Below are 19,130 nucleotides of genomic sequence, written 5' to 3' on the forward strand. Positions count from 1 at the left end.
TTGTTTTTTTGTTGTGATTTGTAGGCTATGCTGTTTGTAGAAAAAAGAAAGGCGGGATGACTTATGAAAGCAATCATAAAAAGGAATCTGAAAAATTATCTTAAAAATCCGATATTCTGGATCGGTTTGATTGTTGTTTTAATCAGTATGTACCAGACACTTGCACCCTATCTGTCCATTCATTACGTGAAGTCGGATGAAACCTTCAGGAAGGTAAAAATGGCCTCCGATGGGGATGTTATGGAGGGATGTATTCCGGCAACACCGGATAAGGAGAGAGAACTGTGGGAGAAAGAGATTGTAAAGATACTTCAGGACACAGAGAATGGGTTTGGCATGTCGGAAGTAGAGGCGGAGGCAGTGATATCTGAGATGAAACAGATGAAGATTACGGAGGCGTGTCAGTATCTGAAAACGGAATACCACTTTAATGGTGCCAATTATGTGTATGAGGACGTTTCATGGTATCAGGGAAGCCCGGAGGAAGTCAACCGGTATATCAGAGAAAATCTTGAGAAACATCCATTCTCCTATTATTTCGGAAGAAAATTTACAGATTTTGCAAGCCTGCATATGGCATTCTTTGCAACGGTTCTGCTGGCGTTTTTATTTTTCCAGGATATGAGGAAAAATACTTATGAATTGCTGCACACCAAACCGATGACGGCTTTTCAATATATTGCCGGGAAAATAAGCAGTGGATTTCTCATTATGACGGCGGCACTGGTCATTATGAATATCGTATTTATCATTTTGTGTTACGCCACGGCAGTAAAATCAGGATTTGCTATGAACATACTGGATTTTGTTCAGAATTCGATCCTGTATGTCCTGCCGAACATCCTGATGATCTGCTGTGTGTATGCGGTTACAGCGCTGCTGTTTAAGAATCCGCTTCCAGCGGTTCCGGCGCTGGTTCTTTATATCATTTATTCTAATATGCTGACATGGGATAGCAAAGGACAGTGTCATGCAAGACCATTCTCTATTATGGTTCGATTTCCGGGGAATTTTTTTGAAACGGAATTGCCACATCAGGTATATCTCAATCAACTGCTTCTTGTGGCAGCATCCATACTGCTCATGTTTATAGCGGTGTGGATGTGGAAAAGGAGGAGAGTATATTGAAGAAAGAAGTAAAAATATGTATGCCATATTATAAAATTGCATATTCAATCGCTTTTGTTGTGATATTGAGTGCAATCCAGCCTGTTGTATATGCGAATGAAATCGGGCAGGCAGTAGAAAGAGCTGTTTCGCTTCTGGCAGTCGTTTTCTGTGCAGATACTTATCTGGTGGAAGTGCAGAGCAAACGCTCGGAAGTATTCTGCCTTTATAATCTAAAAAAGCAGGCAGGGGTAGTTTATAAAAGACTATTTGTGCAGGTAGCTTATCTGATTGGAATCAGTTTGTTGGCATATGGACTCTTTTATTGGCAGAAACCGGTGAATCTGACAGAAGAATTAGATGGCGGTGCCTTGTTTGGAATTTATTGTATTGCGATTCCCGGAACTGTTTTGTTTTGGAGTGTGCTTTCCGTAACTGTCAGCAATCTGGTTCGAAACAGATGGATTGGTATGGGTGTCGTGCTGCTTTTCTGGTTTTTCTCTATTTCCGGAAAGGCAACTCAGTTTTTGAAAAACTGGGGACCATTTTCCTACGGAACTTGTGATTTCGGTAAGCTGACAGAGTGGAGATGGCTTGGCGGGAAGGTGCTGTGCGTGGTATTTGCGGGGATGATGCTTGCATTTGTTCCTAAGATATTAAAGAAGAGAGGGTAAGATTATGAGTATAAGAATAGACGATTTAACAGTAACATTTAAAAATGGAGTGACAGCGGTAGATCATGTGGATCTGGAAATCCCACATGGGATATTTGGTCTGTTAGGTGAAAATGGTGCAGGAAAAACAACGTTGATGCGGGTGCTTACAACGGTGCTTGCACCCACAAGTGGAAAAGTTCTGTTAGATGGTACGCTATATTGCGAAGCAAATTACGAAAAGATACAGAAAAAGATTGGGTATCTGCCACAGGAAATTGATCTGTATCCGTCTTTGACTGTTCGAGAATGTCTGGAGTATATGGGAGATCTGGCTGGAATTGAGAAAAGAGAAAGCAAGAAAAGGATTGATTACTATCTGGAGAAGACCAGTCTTGCAGACCATCAGAAAAAGAAAATGCGGCAGCTTTCAGGTGGAATGAAGCGAAGAGTTGGATTAGTGCAGGCATTACTCCATGAGCCGGATTTTTTAATTGTGGATGAACCAACAACAGGGCTCGATCCGGAGGAACGCATCCGTATCCGTAATTTACTGGTAGATTTTGCAGAAGAACGCACCGTATTATTTTCAACGCATGTGGTGGAGGATCTGATGGCAACCTGTAATCAGCTTGCGGTTATGAAAAAAGGTAGATTCCTTTATACAGGAACAATGAGGGAATTATTGAATAAGGCAAGAGGGCATGTATGGGAATGCTGTACAGAGGACGAAAGCCTTGCAAGAGAATTAGAAAGAAAATATCATATTTCCAGTAAGCAGTATACGGAGGAAGGAATTAGATTAAGACTGTTAGGGGAGAATATGCCGTCAGAAAGTGGATGTATAGCTTGTGACGTAACTTTGGAAGATGCATATATCTATGTAACCAATCGATAAACATTGTTAATGAGGAGTGAAAGCTAAATGCTAAGAAAAGCAGGTGATGTTATGGGAAAGTGATGATTCTTACCATTTCTGATTCCGAAGAGGGAATCCTGAATAAAATTAAATCAGTTCTAGCCTGCGAAAGTACGTTAGAAGTTATGGAGATTACAAATTCTGAAAAGTTGACATTCCAAGGTTTGGAAATAGACCAGCTTCAGCGGAGCGTAATCAAAGATGGTAAGGTTGTGGAACTTACCAGACATGAATATGACCTGCTTTTTTATCTGGCCTTATCCCCCAATCGGGTATTTACAAAAGAACAGATTTACCAGCATATTTATGAGGATGTGGAGTCAGAAGTGGATAACCGTGTCTATGGGTTAGTCAAGAATCTGAGAAAGAAAATAGAAGAAAATCCGGAAGAACCGCACTACATAGAAACGATACGTGGTGTAGGCTACCGTTTTCGGGCATAAAAAGAGCCGTCCGATTGGGCGGCTCGAAGTATTTAAACAGCAGTTTTCTTCACTGCCTGTTTATAGTTACCGGTAGCATCGTAATCTCCAGAGAGGAGCAGATTCTGGCGAAATTGCTCCAGTTTGATCTTGAAGCGTTTCCCATCCTCAACAGTCGTAAGCATGGTAAGAGCTTCTAGCATTCCCTGAATATATCCGGTTAGCAGGTAATATCTGCAGGGTTCTTCCGATGGTGAGATATTGGACAGGGTTTCTTCCAGATGTTCCTGACGTTCCCTGAGCCATGCATCCCAGACATCCAGTTCCAAATCAGTCATGGTGTTCCTCCTTTAAATCTGATGATAATCGTCTTTGGTGTGGAGGGGAGAAGTTTCATGCACAAGCATTTTTCTGCTCCAGATCCAAATATGGATTTGTAAATTCAAAAATAATAAGTTCATCCGCATCGAACATGAGCTCCAACTCTTTTAGTGTAGCTGCTGGATATCCGCAATCTCTGAATCGTTCTAATACGTCTGTTTCCGTTTCAAATGGTTCACCGTCTTCCAGCTTTTCTCCGATTATTAAGCCACATGGAGTCAATAGGCTTTCTTCATATAAGCGGACACAATATCGGTCAGGGAAAAATAGGTGTGCTTCATCCGTGTTATAATAAATTCGTTCTCCAGGTTCTATGCTTTGCATCACAAAGGGAACATGATATGCAGCGGCTATCGCCTGATATGCTTCATAAAGTGGAGTCCATGCTGTCTCTAAAGAAAGTAGAATATACGTATCATTCCATTCCATGTAGCTGACATTTCCACGAAGAGATATTCCGGTGGAATCTATTTTCTTGTGGGAAAATAAATTGCCAATCCAGCATAAATCAGGATTCTGGTTCAGAATGATGTAGGTTTCCAGGTCCTCCCACAAGTCATATAGTCCTTCCGGATTTCCTTCTGTATAAAAGATCACATCATCACAGCAGATATTTGCCATTACACATCCACCTCCGTTCCAAAAGTTTCACCCATATTCTGGTTGGAAACCGTAAGGTTTACAGGGGATAAGGTGCCAGAGGCAAGCCATTGTTCGATTGCATCAATTACCTGCTCCAGCGTGTCGTTATAAGCCACATTGCAGTCTTCCAGTCGGAGAAACTGCAGGTATGCTTCATGAAGAAGGCTTGGATCATCACGCAGCGTTTCATATGGAAGGTTGCAGAGTCCGATTCTTTCCTCCAGACGTTCCATGGAGCGGCGGATGAAGTCGCAGGAAATAAATTGTTCCCGGTAGATGTTATAAGCAGCTTCAAGCTGGTCATAGGTCAAAATAAATGAGACTTTCTCGCAAGGATTAGATGGTTGTTCTTTCATGGTAAATTCCTCCATTCATACTATGATTGGCTGGTGGTACGGATTCTCTTTGTTCGGGAGTAAGATGTACCAGTAGTTTCCAGCGCAGGTCGATTTCTCGGTGAATCCAGGTATCATTTTCATAAACTTCATGTGTCAAAAAATTGTAAATTGTCGGTTCTTTTTCTATATCATCCAGATCTGCGACCAGACAAGTTGCCTGATTCACATAGGGCCAGAGTGCCTGTTCGACCATATGGCGTAGTTCCAGTATCAGAGGATATATCTGTCCTACATCATAGGTTTTGGACATGCAGGAGCTGATTTTCTTCAGCATCCCGGAAGTTTGTATCATCTGGTTGATGACGGTACATTGTTCCTCCACATCTGCATCCGGATTCAGGACCAGCCGGTGGAGCAGCACAGATTTTGCATAGGCAGAAGCGGTCAGGTTGATGTTTCTGACCAGTTCTTCATACGGCTGCTTATACTGTGTCTTCAGCACTTCCAGAGGCACATGTTCCCGGTTCTTCTTTAAGGTGGAGAGGAGCCCCGAAAGGCAGCTCTCCAGTTCTTCCATTCTTGTCAAGCACACATCGCCTCCAGCTCCATCGGAACACGGGTGTAGCTGAGACGGTAAATACTGTTGCAGGTCTCAAATACCACACCGTTTTCGGATACTTCCAGAATACTCTGCACCGGACTGGTAGCAAAGGTCTGGTTATAACTATAGATCCACGCCCGTTCTCCCAGATGGAGGGGCAGGGACAGGATTCCGGTGAGGACATATTCTTTCTTTTGGGTGGTGTGTAAGGTTATATTTGTATTCTTCATTGATTTCACGCTCCTTTCCTTACTTAATTTTGTTTGCAATTACGGCAGCGACCAGTTTAGCGCATCCCAATTCCATCTCGGATAAATGCTGTCCGGTTCTGGAACAGAGAAGAAGTGCCAGCGGCTCTCTGTCTTCCCTTAAAATCGGGAAAAAAGCACAAACCGGTTGACGGGTGTTGGATACCGGGTAGACAGGGCAGTTCTCAGCAGAGATCAGTTCCTGGCCGTCCGCAACCAATTCGGCGAGTTCTTCTGTAACGGGAGTGCCTTCCGGAAGATAGATGCCCGCAGATACGAGTATGTGAGCCTCACTGCAAATTGCGATACCACAGTGGATGACACTGTAGAGGACGGAAAGATAGGAAGCCATTTCCTCTTTTCCGTTTAAGTGGGTAGGGCATTTGCGTAAAAGCAGCTCCATTCCCACATTTTCCAGTTCCAGTGCATCTCCGTCTGAGAGCTTCATTTGTTTCCGGATTTCTGCAGGGATGACGATACGCCCCTGAGAGTCCATGGTCCGGATGAGTGCAATATTCATAACTAAAGTCTCCTTTCTTAAAAAGAGGAGAAGCAGTAAAGTACCGCTTCTCTTCTGAAAATTTAGGCAGCGTAAGGCGGAGCCTGTGCTGTCTGTTGCATTTGACTGTTCTGCTGGTCTGCCAGCATCCGTTTTCCGTTATTGATCAGTGATGCAGCAATCACCGTTTCCCAGTTGGAAATATAGGAATCCGTCCGCTTCAGAAGCGTGAACAGATCCATGTCGGTAAGCTGGATGGCTGTCGTCTTTTCGGACTGGAAGCTGCGTGGCTGCATGTAGGAACCACCGTTCTTATTCTGTGCTTTGATGCCTTTCCCATTTACAATCTGGATTTTCCATGGGCTTTTCATAGGCTGCCCTTTGGAATCATAGGGATGTCTGGAGATATAAAACATCTGGGCTGTGGAATAACCGTTCTGATCGGGATTGCCGTAGATCTTGCTCTGGCTCCATTCAAATTCCTGAAAACCGGAAGTGATCCGGGTTAAGAGGAACTGGATCTGTTCCGGTGCCAGGTTGAAACGGGTGATGATATTCCGGTCTCCGGTACCGTTGGAATAATCCTGAATGGTGATGCAGATTAAAGAATGTACTTTATGCCCGTTTTCCTGATATTCCCCTTTGGCATGTAGCTGTGCATAGTTGCCGAGTGGTGCGTAGCGGAGCCGGTCATAAAAGGCAATGAGTGCCCGGTCATTCTGGATCTTGCAGATCTGGTCGGTAATCCGGTTTTGATAAGTTTCATTCATGAGTATTCACCTTCCTTTATTTGAGATGCTGTTTGACAAGCTGTGCCATATTCTTTGGAAGCTCTTCCAGTTTCGTGATATCCAGGAATCCGTCCTTGTAAATCCTGCGGATATTTTCCTTATCGTCACCAATGGCAGCCGCAAACAGGATGACATCCCGTTTTTCGTATTCTTTCTTGATGCCCCGCAGATCTGCCTCTGCTTCCGTTCCGCTGTAGCCGTAATCGGCTGGTTGACCGTCAGAAATCAGGATCAGCAGCTTCTGAAGCTCCGGGCGTGTGCACAAATGCTCTGCTACGAAGCGGAGAGCTGCGCCGTCCCGGTTCCCGTTGCGGTCGCACATATCCATCAGCCGGTAACAGTCCTCATTGTCCACAGAATCAAATTCTGCATAGGAGTAAAGAGCAACGCCGCCTGCATCCGTGGAATGCCCGTAAATGGTGATAGGGATACCGAGGCTTTTACAGAAATCATAAAGGACAATGGCAGTCTTTCTTGCATGTGTCATCCGGTCACCCCAACCCATCGAACCACTCTCGTCAATCAGGAGGGCAACAGCCAGACGTTTTTCCTCTCCTGGAAGTCTGGTTCTGGTAAAGATGGTTCCGTCTGTCTTATAGAGAGCATGGGAGTCCAGACGTTTTCCAAACAGGAGATTCTTCTGCTTTCCGCCTTGCTGTTCTTCTTTCAAAAGCGGCAGGATGGTGCTTTGCAGCTTTTTGGAAGCCCGCAGGAGCGGGGGAGCAACTGTCTGGTATTCATTCTTCAGGTAATCGGAAACACTGGTCAGGCGATGGATGGTAACATGGATGCCTGCATGGGCATTGCCGTAATGAATATCATTGGCTGTTTTCTGCAGTTCCTCGGTCAGTTCCGTCTGACAGTCTTCCTGCACCTTTTCTGCAGCCACATCGTTCAAGATCCGGAACAGATCCTCTGCAGCATGCTCATAGCCGCTGCCCTGATACTGACTGACATAAGTGACGCCGGGGTTGTTTTCATCCAGAATGGTATTGGTCTTTGTAAGAGCGATGCGCCCGCCTTCTTCCGAAAGCACCTGTTTGGCTTCCTCTATAGCATCCTCTTTGGTACGTGGACCGGAAGGAGCATTGCCCTCATCATTCCCGCTTCCTTTTGGGGAAGCTGGTTTGATATTCTTTGGAATGGCACCGCTTTTTCCGGTCGGAAGAGGAGCGCCGCTGCTGACTTCATCCCCTAGAAGATCTTCCAGAGCATCGGCAGCGGAATCCTCGCCATGCATTTCCAATTCCTCCCGTGTTTTTTCGATGAGCGGCTGGATATAGTTCCAGGTCAGGGCTAAGAGCGCATTGGAAACCAGCATCCGGTCAGTGCCTTTTTCCGATTCCATTGCCGTATCCAGAAGATCGGTACAATCGGAAATGGTATCCAGATAATCCCCCTGATAGCCGGTGGGATTGTTGATGTTTCCGGTCCGGCAATAGGAAAGGATCAGGTTGGCAATGATGGAAAATGGCTGGTATTCTTTGTCAATTTGTTCCTGTATGGAAGGAATCTGTTCGGACATACGCAGGTTATTGAGTTCAATCCCCTGTCGGAAGGTGCCGTGGAATTCCTCACACATACGGTCTTCAATATGGATGTCTTCCAGAATGTTTTGAAAAGTTGCGGCGCATCGTGCCAGTGTCAGGCATCCGGCTTTGTCCTTTTCTTCTAACACTTCTTTGATCTCCTCCAGTGCTGTCTGATAAGCTGGAAGGGATAGCTCCGGCTCCTTCGGATAGAAGGAACCGTTTTCCAGACTCCTCAGATGAACAGCGTGGGCTGTGAAATCAGAATAGAGTAAGTGCCCCACTTCATGCCCGGTGAGCCCTGTCAGGCTCTGGGAACGTAAGAAACGGGTGGGGAAAGACTGGGTGATCGGGTTCGCTGCGTTGAGATGTACCTTATAATTGTCGGTATATGCAACGCCTGCCTGTTCGGAAATGTCCCAGTCCAGCAGTACCTGCAGTCCATACCGGTAACGTCCGGTAACGGCTCTGGCAAGGGAGGTCTGGTACTTCTGATAGGCAGCGGAGAGGAATAACTCCTCATCCGCAATGGAATCCTCTTTTGCCCGGATTAGTTTCTTTAAATTTCTTTGGCTGTGATTCACGTGATATTCTTCCTTTCTTTTCTTAGATTTTTTGTCAGCAGTTCCTCCATCGTGCAGCCGTAATACACAGCAAGGCGAAGGACGGCATAAGCCATCGGGGAGGAGTTTGCATTTTCATAATTCATAATGGTTTTCGGGGGAAGATTTAAGATTCTGGCAACTGCCTTTTGTGATAACTTCGGTGTTTTGGCTTGCCGGAGATAAGACAGATTATCTGCCAGATGCTTTCGGATCTGGGCTTCTGTGAGTGCTGCTTTTCTCATAGGCGTGTCCTACGCAGCAAGCACAGTATCCAGACAGCTTTCTTCCACTTCCGTACGGTTCTCAGCATCGGCAGAGGCAGAGGCAAGCACCGTGTAACGGGCCGCTTCCCGGATATCCCCGCAGACCATGTAGGACTGCACCCAGGAAATCAGCTCCCTCATGCCACAGCAGCCATCTGTAATGAGATTTTCCCGGCAGTAGACAGCCATGGATTTGACAATGCGTGTCATCAGACGTACCGTTTTTGCATCCTTGCATCCGGTAACAGCCATGGCACGTTCTACCTGTGTATCCTCATCCGGTTCATCCAGATCAATCACAAGGTTCATTCGGGAAATGACAGACTGGTTCATCTGTTTACAGCCTGCATAGTCATTGTTTGTGGTGATTACGATGGTCGTATCCGGATGACGGTGGATGGTTTCTCCGTTTGGAAGATATACGCTGTTACAGCGGTCTAAAAGGGAGTTAAGTCCAACCAGTACACCGGGATTGGCAATGACCGTAGGCTCCTGTATCTCAAGAATATACCCATAGCGGATGGCTTCGACTAGAGGCGTATCCACATACTGGAAGTTCTGTCCGGAGGTGTGTTCCTTATAATAGCTGTGCATTTCATCAAAAATCGTATCGATCAGCTTCTGGTAGGTGTCCTCGGCAGAAATTTCTTCATCATAGTTTCCGGTCAGCTTCTGATAGGCACCGGAGGGATCTAACTGGATTTCCTGAAAAGACGGGTACTGCCGCTGAAGCCGGGTGCGTTTTCCGTCCACATCCGGAAGAATCTGACCTAAAAGGTCGAATACCTCTGTATTTGCGGAACAGGTAATGCAGCGGTAAGGAAGGTGAAGTGCGGAAGCAATGGCTTTGGCTCCTTCGGTCTTTCCGGTACCTGCCGGTCCCCGTAAAAGAAAATTCCGCATCGGCTGTGTGGTATCCGTTGTCAGTTTTGCGTGTTCGCAGATCCGTTTGATTTCCGGAGGGATGATGTACCACTCTGCCAATGTCGGAACAGATACCTCCTCTTCCGGAGACAGCCTTCGGGATGCGGTCAGGATAAATTTCCCAACAAAATCATCTCTGGAAATGGCTGCCTGTGCTTTCTTAAATCCACTTCCTGGACGTAACACCTGAAAGTCTCCATGGAGCACTTCGGTTGGTGCATAGACCCCCTTCTGGATATTTAACGGTTTGATCAGCGACAATACGCCGTTTGCCGGAAGGTCAATCTTAACACCACCGGTCGGGAGACCTGATGCATAGCGGGTTCTCCGGTAAATGTTGTCGCAGAGAACGGCTGCTGTTTCCGCAGCGGCGTCCAGATCGGGATAACCGTTGTCCCGGTGCGCTTTTAATTCCTGATACTTTTCATTACACTCTTCATCTGCCAGAAAAACCGGCATCAGTGCGAACAGCAGAGCCGCACCGGACTGTTTGGAGTCTTTAAATTCGTATTTTTCCGGTGTGCTTTCCACATCCGGCGGAGGAGTATAGCAGCCTCCGTAAAACTTTCCGTTTAGCTGGTTGTAGACAACCACCTGAAGATCACCGGTTTTGCTCGGATATTCCGCCACAACAAAATTGTTGGATTGGGTACCGACCGCCCCAAGCTTTTCCGGCGGGGTACTGCCAACCGGGTTTTCCAGCTCCAGATAAGCAAGGACTGCCCGCAGGGTAGCTGCATGAAGCGTGGATTTTTTCCGTGGCTGAGTACAGTATTTGGATGCAATGTCATCAAAGATTGCATGGTCCGTATAATCCTCAAATGGTTCCGGGAGTTTGCGTTTGAACCCCCAGGTTGCTACGATGTTATTTGCCATGATTCGTTCCTCCTTCTTATGAGATCCAGGACAGTTCCAGTGCCTGCTCGGTCTCTTCTGTGGTCAATTCATCTTCAGTAAAAATCTCCGTCAATTCGCCCCAGTAATCTTTGGGCGGGAAATGTTCCAGCTTTCCCCGGACTTCCGGTTCAGTGCCGTTCAGAATATAGACATCTCCCTGCTCGTTGATAAACAGCTTTTCATAGCCCCTTGCCTGTAAGTCACCGACCAATTCCATCAGTAGCGGTTTCCCAATCAGGGAATACCATGATTTGGGATTAACGGCTGGTCTGGAATCCGGATTTCCTTCTGACGGTTCCTTTTTATGTAAGGATTCAATGGTCATCATCTGAAGCGTCAGACTGCCACGGGCATCCATGAGAATTTCCGCAAAATTATAACTTCCGGTATTCCGTGTGCGAATCCGTAATGGTTCCCCATCCAGTATCTGGGAGAGCGGTGGTTCTTTCACAAAATCCCATGTGGCATCCGGGAAGGCTTCCTTGAGCTTTCCGGTAATCTGGAATTTGATCTGTCTCCAGAGAATGGTTTCCAGATCAGGTGTTCCTTCCAGATGACGAGTTCTTTCTGGGCGTTTTCGTAGCTTATGCTCCCTGTTTTTCAGGCGTTCCGTGAAAAGCGGGAGAAGATAACTGAACAGCGTGACTCCGATACCGATCAGGGCAATGCCTGCAATCAGAAGCCGGTTGGCATCCTGTGGTACGAAAAGTGCTGCAAGAAACAGTACAAGCACGACAAACTGTAAGAATTTTTTTCGATTTGATTTTTTCATGAGCTGATTCCTTTCTGATTCATGATTCTTAGACAAGCCCGGAAGCTGGATGGGAAATCGCCGCTTCCGGACATGAAAAAGAGGAACTGCATCATCACAAAGATGATAAATGCAATTCCTCAACATAGGGTTCCTTGAGAGTTAATAGGGCAACTGGGATGCCATCTGTTCCGGCACATTTTGAAAGCCGTCAGTTGGCTGACTGCCCGGCATACCTCCGTAATTTGGCATTCCGGTATAACTGCCCTGCGGCGGGTAGCTGCTCTGTGGCTGACCGGTTCCGTTTGGCGGAGCCTGATACTGTCCGCCATTTGCAGGAGGCGTGTAGGCACCGTTAGCAGGAGCCATTCCCTGCTGTGGATAGCCGCCAGGCATTGCCTGATTCTGGTAGCTGCCATTGGGATTTCCCTGCATTGGGTAGCTGCCATTGCCGGCTGCACCGGGCGTTGCCGCACCACCATTCGGCTGGCTGTTCTGGTTTGCACCCGGATGTCCGGTATTGCTGTCAGAACGGTTGGATGGTACAAAGTGCCAGTCCTTGACATTGATCCTCGGACCGGCATTTGCCTGCCCCGCATTCTTTCCTTTCTGATAAATGAACGGATGAAGCTCCAGATCACCATAGATCATCAGCCCGGTTCCTTTCTTTACGCCTGCTTTTGCTAAGCGTTCTGCAAGGAACTTGTTAAAATAGCACTGATAGTAAATGGTTTCTTCCTTTCCATCCTGGCCTCGCTGTGAAACTGCAATGTCCAGAGAAACATATTCCGTACCGGAATTTTTTCCTTGCTGCATCTCAGGATCTCTTGTGGCCCTCCCTAAAATTGTTAAAATTGCTGACATAAAAATTCTCCTTTCTGCCTCTTTGGGCGTTAAAATAGATTAAAATAAAAAAAGTGCCATTATAGCACCGTATAAAACGGCAGTATAATGACACGATTTTCCAAACTTAAACTGCATATGCTTCTGGATGAATGGTCCAGACTCCCATGACGGGACAGCACAAAAACTTAAATACAAGATTATATTAACACAAGATATAGCATATGTCAAAAGAATTAGAACTATATATAGCATATGTAGACGAGGTGGAAGGATAATATCAAAAGAATTTTGGACATAGTTATAAAAGTGCAATATAATATTGTTTAAATCGGAAAATGGAAGGATGAGAAAAATGGAGCAGAAAAACAGAATTCTGATTGTAGAAGACGATACGGATATCAATAATCTTTTATATACGGCATTACAGAAAGCAGGGTATGAGACGGTACAGGCTTTTTCCGGGACGGAAGCGAGGATGCTGTTCCAGATGGATAAGGCGGGCTTTTCTTTGATTCTATTGGATCTGATGCTTCCGGGAATTTCAGGAGAAGAGGTGCTTGCCCAGATTCGGAAACAGGGCAATACGCCGGTTATTGTCCTGACAGCCAAAGACGGATTGGATGAAAAAATCGGGCTTCTTACCAGTGGGGCAGATGATTACATTACAAAACCGTTTGAGATACAGGAGGTGCTTGCCCGGATTCAGGTTCAGCTCCGCCATATGCAGCAGGAGCCGGAACATAAAAGCGTGTCATATAAAAACCTGGAACTGGACCGTGAGCGCTTTGAAGTCCGGATTGCCGGAGTGCTGCTTCCCAAAATTACAAAGCAGGAATTTGCAATTCTGGAGCTTTTACTGGAGCATCCGAAACAGGTCTTCAGCAAAGAAGAGATTTTTGAATATGCGTGGGATGAACACTATATGGGAGAGACAAAGACACTGGATGTACATATCAGCAATATCCGGAAAAAGATAAAAGCAGTAACGCAGGAGGAATATATTGATACCGTATGGGGAATCGGCTACCGTCTGCATTCTTAATCTTTACTCTTTTTTTACTATTTATTTGCGTTTGATTAGGATTTATCCGATATGATAACAGCAGATAAGAAAAGGAGATGAAAGCATTGAGTGAATTGTTATTAAGTACAAATGGATTGACGAAGCAGTATGGTCATCATAAGGCAGTGGATAAAGTAAACCTTCACATAAAAAAGGGTGCTATCTATGGATTTATCGGACGGAACGGTGCGGGAAAGACGACTTGCCTGAAGATGATCAGTGGACTTGCAAGACCGACAGCCGGAGAGATTGAGATGTTCGGGTGTAAAGGAAAAGAACTGGAGAGGATTCGTTCTCGTGTGGGGTGTCTGATTGAAGCACCGGGGCTGTATGGCAACATGAATGCATATACAAACCTGAAAATAAAATGTGAATTGTTTGGTATTCGGAAAAAGGGATACATCGAAGATATCTTAGAGACGGTCGGACTGGAAGGTGTCGGAAAGAAAAAAACGAAACATTTTTCCCTTGGAATGAAGCAGCGTCTCGGAATCGGGCTGGCACTGGTCGGGGAGCCGGATCTCCTGGTCCTTGATGAACCGATCAATGGGCTTGATCCCCAGGGAATTGCAGAGGTGCGTGATACCATACAGAGACTGCGAGATGAACGGAATATGACGATTTTGATATCCAGTCATATTTTAGAGGAATTATCTAAGATTGCAACGGATTATGGAATTATCCATAATGGAAGTCTTCTGCAGGAGCTGACAAGCGAAGAACTGATGAAACGCTGCAGTGAACGGATTGAAATAGAGTTAATCCATCCGGAGCAGGCAGTCCCGATTCTGGACAGAATGGGATTTACCAACTATCAGGTTACAGATAAGAGCCATATCCATATATTTGAACGATTGAATGAAAGCGCCAATGTCAATATGGAACTGGCAAAAGCAGGAATTTTGGTCAATGGAATTTCCATTACCAGTGAAGAACTGGAAACCTATTTCTTGAATCTGACAGGAGGGAATCAAAATGCTTAATATGATAAAAATGGATCTGTACCGGATGGTCCGGACAAAAAGTATGTATGTGGTATGGATTGTGATGGCGGCAGCTATATTCTTCTCCACATCCATGTCGAAACTGGATATTGATACGATGAACAAGGAAGCGGAACAACAGCAGACAGAAAGCATTGCAGAAACAGTGAAACCAGAAACCATCAATATGGGAATGTCCGTATTCCTGCCGACACAGCCGGGAGAAAAAGTAACGGTCTTTGATCAGGTATATGCAAACCTGCAGGCGAAGTTTGTGGCGTTGTTTCTGGTGATTTTTACAGTGCTGTTTTCCAGTGCAGATATAGGAAGCGGTTATATTAAAAATATCGGCGGGCAGGTAAGGAGCCGGAGAAACCTGATCTTTTCCAAAGCTTCCGTGTTGTTTGTGTATACGACTGTTACCATGCTGCTTTATTTCATCATTCAGATTATTGCACAGCAGATGTACTTCGGATATCTGGAGTGGGGGAATGGAAGCGAGTTGCTGAGATACTTTGGTATTCAGATTTTGCTTCATTATGCACTGGTACTAATCAGTATGGCGATTGCGGTGGTTTTGAACAGCAACGTGTTCAGCATGACGATTGTTATCTGCCTGTGCATGAATACCATGATTGTCTTATACGGAGTGATCAATCATTTGATCCAGAAGGCAGGTGTGGAGAATTTCCAGATTTTGAAATATACAGTGACAGGAAAGATTGCACTTTTATCCATGTCACCGACCAATAAGGAATGCCTGACAGCAGTTGTGATTGCGGCGGCGTTCGGAATCGTGGTTACATTACTGACAGCATGGGTATTCAGAAAGAGAGATATCTAAATGATAAAACTAGGGTTCGTGCTATTGATAGCAGTGATACTGGTACAAGGAATGTTATTTTGGAAATACCAGCGGCAGGTGAAAGACATCTGCCGCCAGTTGTCGTTTCTGATGAAGCACGACAGCAACATGCTGATTACCAGAGAAATGGATTTTGGAGGCATTGGTGAGTTGGCAGATGTTTTAAACGAATGGCTGGAACTGAAGCGAAGGGAAAAGAAGGAATACTTGAAGAAAGAGGAGATGATTTCGGATACATATACAAATCTCTCACATGATATCCGTACTCCTTTGACATCCCTTGACGGATATTTTCAGTTAATGGAAACCTGTGAAGACCAGGAAGAGCAGAGACGGTATATGAAGATCATACAGGAGAGAATCGGCAGCCTGAAAGAAATGCTGGAAGAATTATTTACTTTTACAAAACTTAAAAACGATTCTTTTCATCTGGAAATGTCATCCTGCTGTATCAACAAGATTTTGAAAGATACCATATTTTCCTACTACGATGAATGGACGGGCAGAGGAATTGAACCGGAGATACAGATTACAGATAAACTGCTGTTTATGAACGGAAATGAACAGGGAATCCAGAGAATTTTTCAGAATATCATAAAAAACGGACTGGATCACGGGGAGAAGAAAATCAGTATTTCACTGGAAGAAGTTGAAAACAACATCCGGATACAGATAAAAAATCAAGTATGTCATGTGGAAAAAATAAATGTAGATCAGGTGTTTGAACGGTTTTATAAAGCGGATGAAGCACGCAGTAAGACTTCCAGCGGTCTCGGCTTATCAATTGCGAAAGAGCTGGTACTTCGTATGGATGGGAAAATCAGCGCCCGGATAGAAGGGAATGAGTTCTGTGTGGAGATTGTGTTTCCAAAATAAAAGGAAAAATTTATATTAAAGCAAGTGAAAATGGGGAATGACTTTATATAGGTTTCATGGTAGAATTACAGTAGAAAGAGAAGAGTCACTCAGTCATTTGTTGTATGAAAGGATGAGTATAATGTATAAAGTAGAACTTAAATTTGATACAAGCAAGCTCGCTCCGGAAACGGTAAATCAGATGTGTGAACAGGCAGATCAGATTTTTGAGCAGGAGGATTTAAGCTGTGCAGTCAAAGCCCTTGGAAGCAGGATTTATCTTGACCGGGGACGCAAGCAGGACTATGGAAGATTCTGGGCAGCAATCTTTCAGTTGAAAAACTCCGTAGGAATTGCAGAGAATTTGTTAGAGTGTTTCTGGTATAACGGAACAGAAAAGGAGAACCTGATTACAGACTTTATAAGGAACTAACAGATGGACAGCTTACAGAGGAAAGGCATCAATTTTGACCTGAATACACAAGCACTAAAGGAATATTATCCGAAAGGTGACTGGCATAATGCATATGCGGATGTAAGGGACTTTTTTGAAGCAAACGGATTTGAGCATATTCAGGGATCGGGATATCATTCGGTGGAAGCAATGTCAGAAGCAAAAGCCATGGCAGTTATTTATCAGATGACAAAAGAATTTCCATGGCTCAATTATTGTGTGAATGTGTGTACCATATCAGATGTACCGGAACTGTTTGATATCTCGCATGTATTTGCCAGAGAAGCGGAACGGTTGGAAAAGAAAAATGCATGATTTGACAAATTATTTCCAATATGTTATATTCATCTCAAGCAAAAAAGGGAGTAGCTGAACGCCTTGAAAGAGGTGGTTTTGTAACCGACAACCGGTATCGAGAGATACCCGTAGCAAATGAGATAGCAAGACTTTTATTGTGGCAGAGGTCATGATAGGAGTCTTTTTTTATTATGAAATATAGAAAATCTGCCGCAATAGTCTGCTAAAAAGAAAGAGAGGATAAACGATGAGTAACGAAATGATGAAACGGGAAATGCAGGAAGCAGTACAGGCAGGGGAGCGGGCGCTTCAGAGCCTTTACGCAGCAAGGGATAAGTTGGGAAGTGCGAGAAACTGGGGCATTTTTGATATGCTTGGAGGAGGCTTTATCAGTGACTTTGTGAAGCATTCTAAAATGAATGACGCAGCTGCGTTGATGGAACAGGCGAAAAGCGATATTCAGCGTTTTCAGAGAGAATTAAGAGATGTGCAGGTTTCCTTGGATCTGCGCATGGAAATCGGCAGCTTCCTTTCCTTTGCGGATTTCTTTCTGGACGGGCTGGTGGCAGATTATATGGTGCAGAGCAAGATTGCAGATGCAAGAGAACAGGTGGATGATGCCATCAACCGGATAGAAAAGATACTTGCTGATGTGAAAAATCGGATGAATGGGGAGGTGTAGCATATGGGATGCCTGGGAAATGTGTTGTGGTTTGTGTTTGGCGGCGCAGTCAGTGGGCTGAGCTGGTGTCTGGCAGGTTGTCTCTGGTGTATTACCGTTGTGGGGATTCCGGTGGGGATGCAGTGTTTTAAATTTGCGGCGCTTAGTTTTTTCCCCTTTGGAAAAGAGGTGCAGTATGGTGGCGGAGCTGGTTCGTTCCTTTTGAATATCATCTGGCTGATTGTATCCGGTCTGCCTCTTGCACTGGAGCATCTGGCGTTGGGTACAGCTTTATGTGTGACGATTATCGGAATCCCGTTTGGTTTGCAGCAGTTTAAACTGGCGAAACTGGCATTGATGCCGTTTGGTGCGGAGGTGTATTAAGATGCGATTATTTGATAAAAGGACACCGCTTCAGAAGGAGTGGGAAAAGCTGGAAGTACAGGAGCAGAGATTCCTTCAGAAGCGTTCAGAGAAAAGGGAGAGCATTCTGAATCAGAAACTGGAGGAAAAGATACCGCCGAAACTTCAGAAAACATTGGATACCGCTTTTGCGAAGGCATTTGCTCTGATTTTCGAGAAAGGAACCGGGGTTATTGAAAAGACGTATCAGCGGACAAAACTGGAGCAGGATTATCAGGTGCGGCAGTATATGGCGGATGTAAAGCAGAATTCCAAATCCCTCCGCTCTTTTTCTAAAAAGGCAAGAGATACGGGAACAAAGAATTTACTGCTATCCGGTGTGTCTGGAATCGGGATGGGCGTATTGGGAATCGGTCTGCCGGATATTCCGGTATTTACAGGGATGATTTTAAAGAATATTTATGAGACTGCTCTGCAGTATGGATACAGCTATGAAAGCAGGGAAGAAAAATATTTTATTGCCTGATACCGAAATAACCCGGCAAAAGGCGGCGGGACTTCTCATAGGAAGGCCCCGCAAACCCGCATGAAATGGGCATTTTCTCAATTCCCCGAAATATCGTGTCAAGGCTCCTAATAACGTGTTTTTGTAAGGTTGGGCACCATTTGGGCACCACGGGCAACACGGAAAAGGAGGCAAACAAACATGCAAGAATTGATAGACAAGGGGGTACTGCGCCCTTCGGGGGAGATCGTCAAGGACAAGATCAACCTGATTTCCGGGGCGCATACCCCGCCGTTTGTGGAAATGCTGTGGACGGTGACAAACGGCGACACGGACACCACCAACCGCCTGTATAACATCTTGACCGGCCTTTACCAAGATGGCCGGGAAAGCGAAATGCTGGAAGTGCTGCGGACGCTGTACGGCGTGCTGGGCCTGCCGTTCCCGGAAGATGTGGAACAGCTAGCCGGACACCCGGAGGCGCGGGGCTACTTCCTTTTTTCGTTCCTGTTGGACTATGACGACGCCCTAGAGGACTACAAGGCCGAGCAGGACGGCGCTTAAAACCGATAGTTTCATTATAGGGGGAAGTGCGCCCATTTGCAAGCAGACGGGGGAAAGTCTGTGTTTCCCCCCCCTGCACCCCCTCTTTCTACCAGCTGGTAAGA

26 protein-coding genes are annotated in these 19,130 nt (G+C 45.4%); 14 read left to right on the plus strand and 12 right to left on the minus strand.

All coding sequences use genetic code 11. The annotated features are described in order from the left end of the window. Positions 1–63: 63 nt before the first annotated feature. The 4 genes from ACZ47Z_RS01820 (at position 64) to ACZ47Z_RS01835 (ending at position 3,122) form a co-directional block, all read left to right on the plus strand. Positions 64–1,128: an ABC transporter permease gene (locus tag ACZ47Z_RS01820; RefSeq protein ID WP_005333443.1), complete on the plus strand. Its 1,065-nt coding sequence runs from the start codon at positions 64–66 to the stop codon at positions 1,126–1,128. Continuing rightward, on the plus strand, positions 1,125–1,781 hold the full coding sequence (locus tag ACZ47Z_RS01825; RefSeq protein WP_022415113.1) for a hypothetical protein: 657 nt from the start codon (positions 1,125–1,127) through the stop codon (positions 1,779–1,781). The genes ACZ47Z_RS01820 and ACZ47Z_RS01825 overlap by 4 nt, the downstream gene beginning before the upstream one ends. Before the next feature lie 4 nt (positions 1,782–1,785). After that, positions 1,786–2,658, plus strand: a complete 873-nt coding sequence (locus ACZ47Z_RS01830) for an ABC transporter ATP-binding protein (protein ID WP_005333452.1) — start codon at positions 1,786–1,788, stop codon at positions 2,656–2,658. Between the two features lie 62 nt (positions 2,659–2,720). Further along, positions 2,721–3,122 carry a winged helix-turn-helix domain-containing protein gene (locus tag ACZ47Z_RS01835; protein ID WP_005333454.1) on the plus strand — a complete coding sequence of 134 codons (402 nt, stop codon included), beginning with the start codon at positions 2,721–2,723 and terminating at the stop codon, positions 3,120–3,122. Between the two features lie 32 nt (positions 3,123–3,154). On the opposite strand, the gene ACZ47Z_RS01840 is transcribed toward ACZ47Z_RS01835, so the two are convergent. From ACZ47Z_RS01840 to ACZ47Z_RS01895, 12 genes are all read right to left on the minus strand, one after another. Further along, entirely contained in the window at positions 3,155–3,439 is a 285-nt protein-coding gene (locus ACZ47Z_RS01840) for a hypothetical protein (RefSeq protein ID WP_005333456.1), read from the minus strand. A gap of 55 nt (positions 3,440–3,494) precedes the next feature. Then, positions 3,495–4,103 carry a hypothetical protein gene (locus ACZ47Z_RS01845; RefSeq protein ID WP_005333458.1) on the minus strand — a complete coding sequence of 203 codons (609 nt, stop codon included), beginning with the start codon at positions 4,101–4,103 and terminating at the stop codon, positions 3,495–3,497. Further along, on the minus strand, positions 4,103–4,480 hold the full coding sequence (locus ACZ47Z_RS01850; protein ID WP_005333460.1) for a hypothetical protein: 378 nt from the start codon (positions 4,478–4,480) through the stop codon (positions 4,103–4,105). The genes ACZ47Z_RS01845 and ACZ47Z_RS01850 overlap by 1 nt, the downstream gene beginning before the upstream one ends. Then, complete coding sequence (locus ACZ47Z_RS01855) at positions 4,461–5,039, minus strand: hypothetical protein (RefSeq protein ID WP_005333462.1); 579 nt, start codon at positions 5,037–5,039, stop codon at positions 4,461–4,463. The genes ACZ47Z_RS01850 and ACZ47Z_RS01855 overlap by 20 nt, the downstream gene beginning before the upstream one ends. A gap of 5 nt (positions 5,040–5,044) precedes the next feature. Next, a complete protein-coding gene (locus ACZ47Z_RS01860) occupies positions 5,045–5,293 on the minus strand; it encodes a hypothetical protein (protein ID WP_005333464.1) in 249 nt (82 codons plus the stop codon). Positions 5,294–5,312: 19 nt separating this feature from the next. Beyond that, positions 5,313–5,831, minus strand: a complete 519-nt coding sequence (locus ACZ47Z_RS01865; protein ID WP_005333466.1) for an AbrB/MazE/SpoVT family DNA-binding domain-containing protein — start codon at positions 5,829–5,831, stop codon at positions 5,313–5,315. A 62-nt stretch (positions 5,832–5,893) separates the two neighbouring features. Then, entirely contained in the window at positions 5,894–6,580 is a 687-nt protein-coding gene (locus tag ACZ47Z_RS01870; protein ID WP_005333468.1) for a hypothetical protein, read from the minus strand. Between the two features lie 16 nt (positions 6,581–6,596). Continuing rightward, positions 6,597–8,714, minus strand: coding sequence for a vWA domain-containing protein (locus ACZ47Z_RS01875; protein ID WP_005333469.1), 2,118 nt, complete (start codon positions 8,712–8,714; stop codon positions 6,597–6,599). Then, the gene (locus ACZ47Z_RS01880; RefSeq protein WP_005333471.1) at positions 8,711–8,977 is read right to left on the minus strand and encodes a helix-turn-helix domain-containing protein; all 267 of its coding nucleotides are present in this window, start codon (positions 8,975–8,977) and stop codon (positions 8,711–8,713) included. Before ACZ47Z_RS01880 ends, ACZ47Z_RS01875 begins: the two co-directional genes overlap by 4 nt. A gap of 9 nt (positions 8,978–8,986) precedes the next feature. Next, a complete protein-coding gene (locus tag ACZ47Z_RS01885) occupies positions 8,987–10,798 on the minus strand; it encodes an AAA family ATPase (protein WP_005333473.1) in 1,812 nt (603 codons plus the stop codon). Positions 10,799–10,814: 16 nt separating this feature from the next. Further along, positions 10,815–11,591 carry a hypothetical protein gene (locus tag ACZ47Z_RS01890; RefSeq protein ID WP_022415111.1) on the minus strand — a complete coding sequence of 259 codons (777 nt, stop codon included), beginning with the start codon at positions 11,589–11,591 and terminating at the stop codon, positions 10,815–10,817. Positions 11,592–11,732: 141 nt separating this feature from the next. Beyond that, a complete protein-coding gene (locus ACZ47Z_RS01895) occupies positions 11,733–12,434 on the minus strand; it encodes a single-stranded DNA-binding protein (RefSeq protein WP_005333477.1) in 702 nt (233 codons plus the stop codon). A gap of 325 nt (positions 12,435–12,759) precedes the next feature. Between ACZ47Z_RS01895 and ACZ47Z_RS01900 the strand changes: the two genes are divergently transcribed. The 10 genes from ACZ47Z_RS01900 to ACZ47Z_RS01945 all read left to right on the plus strand — a co-directional run bounded on the left by ACZ47Z_RS01900 (position 12,760) and on the right by ACZ47Z_RS01945 (position 19,026). Continuing rightward, a complete protein-coding gene (locus ACZ47Z_RS01900; protein WP_005333481.1) occupies positions 12,760–13,458 on the plus strand; it encodes a response regulator transcription factor in 699 nt (232 codons plus the stop codon). A gap of 77 nt (positions 13,459–13,535) precedes the next feature. Next, the gene (locus tag ACZ47Z_RS01905; RefSeq protein WP_008373911.1) at positions 13,536–14,462 is read left to right on the plus strand and encodes an ABC transporter ATP-binding protein; all 927 of its coding nucleotides are present in this window, start codon (positions 13,536–13,538) and stop codon (positions 14,460–14,462) included. Then, the gene (locus tag ACZ47Z_RS01910; protein WP_008373910.1) at positions 14,455–15,306 is read left to right on the plus strand and encodes an ABC transporter permease; all 852 of its coding nucleotides are present in this window, start codon (positions 14,455–14,457) and stop codon (positions 15,304–15,306) included. Before ACZ47Z_RS01905 ends, ACZ47Z_RS01910 begins: the two co-directional genes overlap by 8 nt. Further along, positions 15,307–16,203: a sensor histidine kinase gene (locus tag ACZ47Z_RS01915; RefSeq protein WP_005333486.1), complete on the plus strand. Its 897-nt coding sequence runs from the start codon at positions 15,307–15,309 to the stop codon at positions 16,201–16,203. 121 nt (positions 16,204–16,324) lie between these two features. Next, the gene (locus ACZ47Z_RS01920; protein WP_022415108.1) at positions 16,325–16,615 is read left to right on the plus strand and encodes a hypothetical protein; all 291 of its coding nucleotides are present in this window, start codon (positions 16,325–16,327) and stop codon (positions 16,613–16,615) included. A 3-nt stretch (positions 16,616–16,618) separates the two neighbouring features. Next, entirely contained in the window at positions 16,619–16,951 is a 333-nt protein-coding gene (locus ACZ47Z_RS01925) for a hypothetical protein (RefSeq protein ID WP_005333489.1), read from the plus strand. Positions 16,952–17,180: 229 nt separating this feature from the next. Further along, positions 17,181–17,615 carry a hypothetical protein gene (locus ACZ47Z_RS01930; RefSeq protein ID WP_005333491.1) on the plus strand — a complete coding sequence of 145 codons (435 nt, stop codon included), beginning with the start codon at positions 17,181–17,183 and terminating at the stop codon, positions 17,613–17,615. A 3-nt stretch (positions 17,616–17,618) separates the two neighbouring features. After that, positions 17,619–17,978 carry a YccF domain-containing protein gene (locus ACZ47Z_RS01935; RefSeq protein ID WP_005333494.1) on the plus strand — a complete coding sequence of 120 codons (360 nt, stop codon included), beginning with the start codon at positions 17,619–17,621 and terminating at the stop codon, positions 17,976–17,978. Between the two features lies 1 nt (position 17,979). Beyond that, positions 17,980–18,483, plus strand: a complete 504-nt coding sequence (locus tag ACZ47Z_RS01940) for an EcsC family protein (RefSeq protein WP_226972097.1) — start codon at positions 17,980–17,982, stop codon at positions 18,481–18,483. Between the two features lie 180 nt (positions 18,484–18,663). Further along, the gene (locus tag ACZ47Z_RS01945) at positions 18,664–19,026 is read left to right on the plus strand and encodes a hypothetical protein (protein WP_117502809.1); all 363 of its coding nucleotides are present in this window, start codon (positions 18,664–18,666) and stop codon (positions 19,024–19,026) included. Positions 19,027–19,130 lie beyond the last annotated feature (104 nt).

Source organism: Mediterraneibacter faecis, from assembly GCF_055383675.1.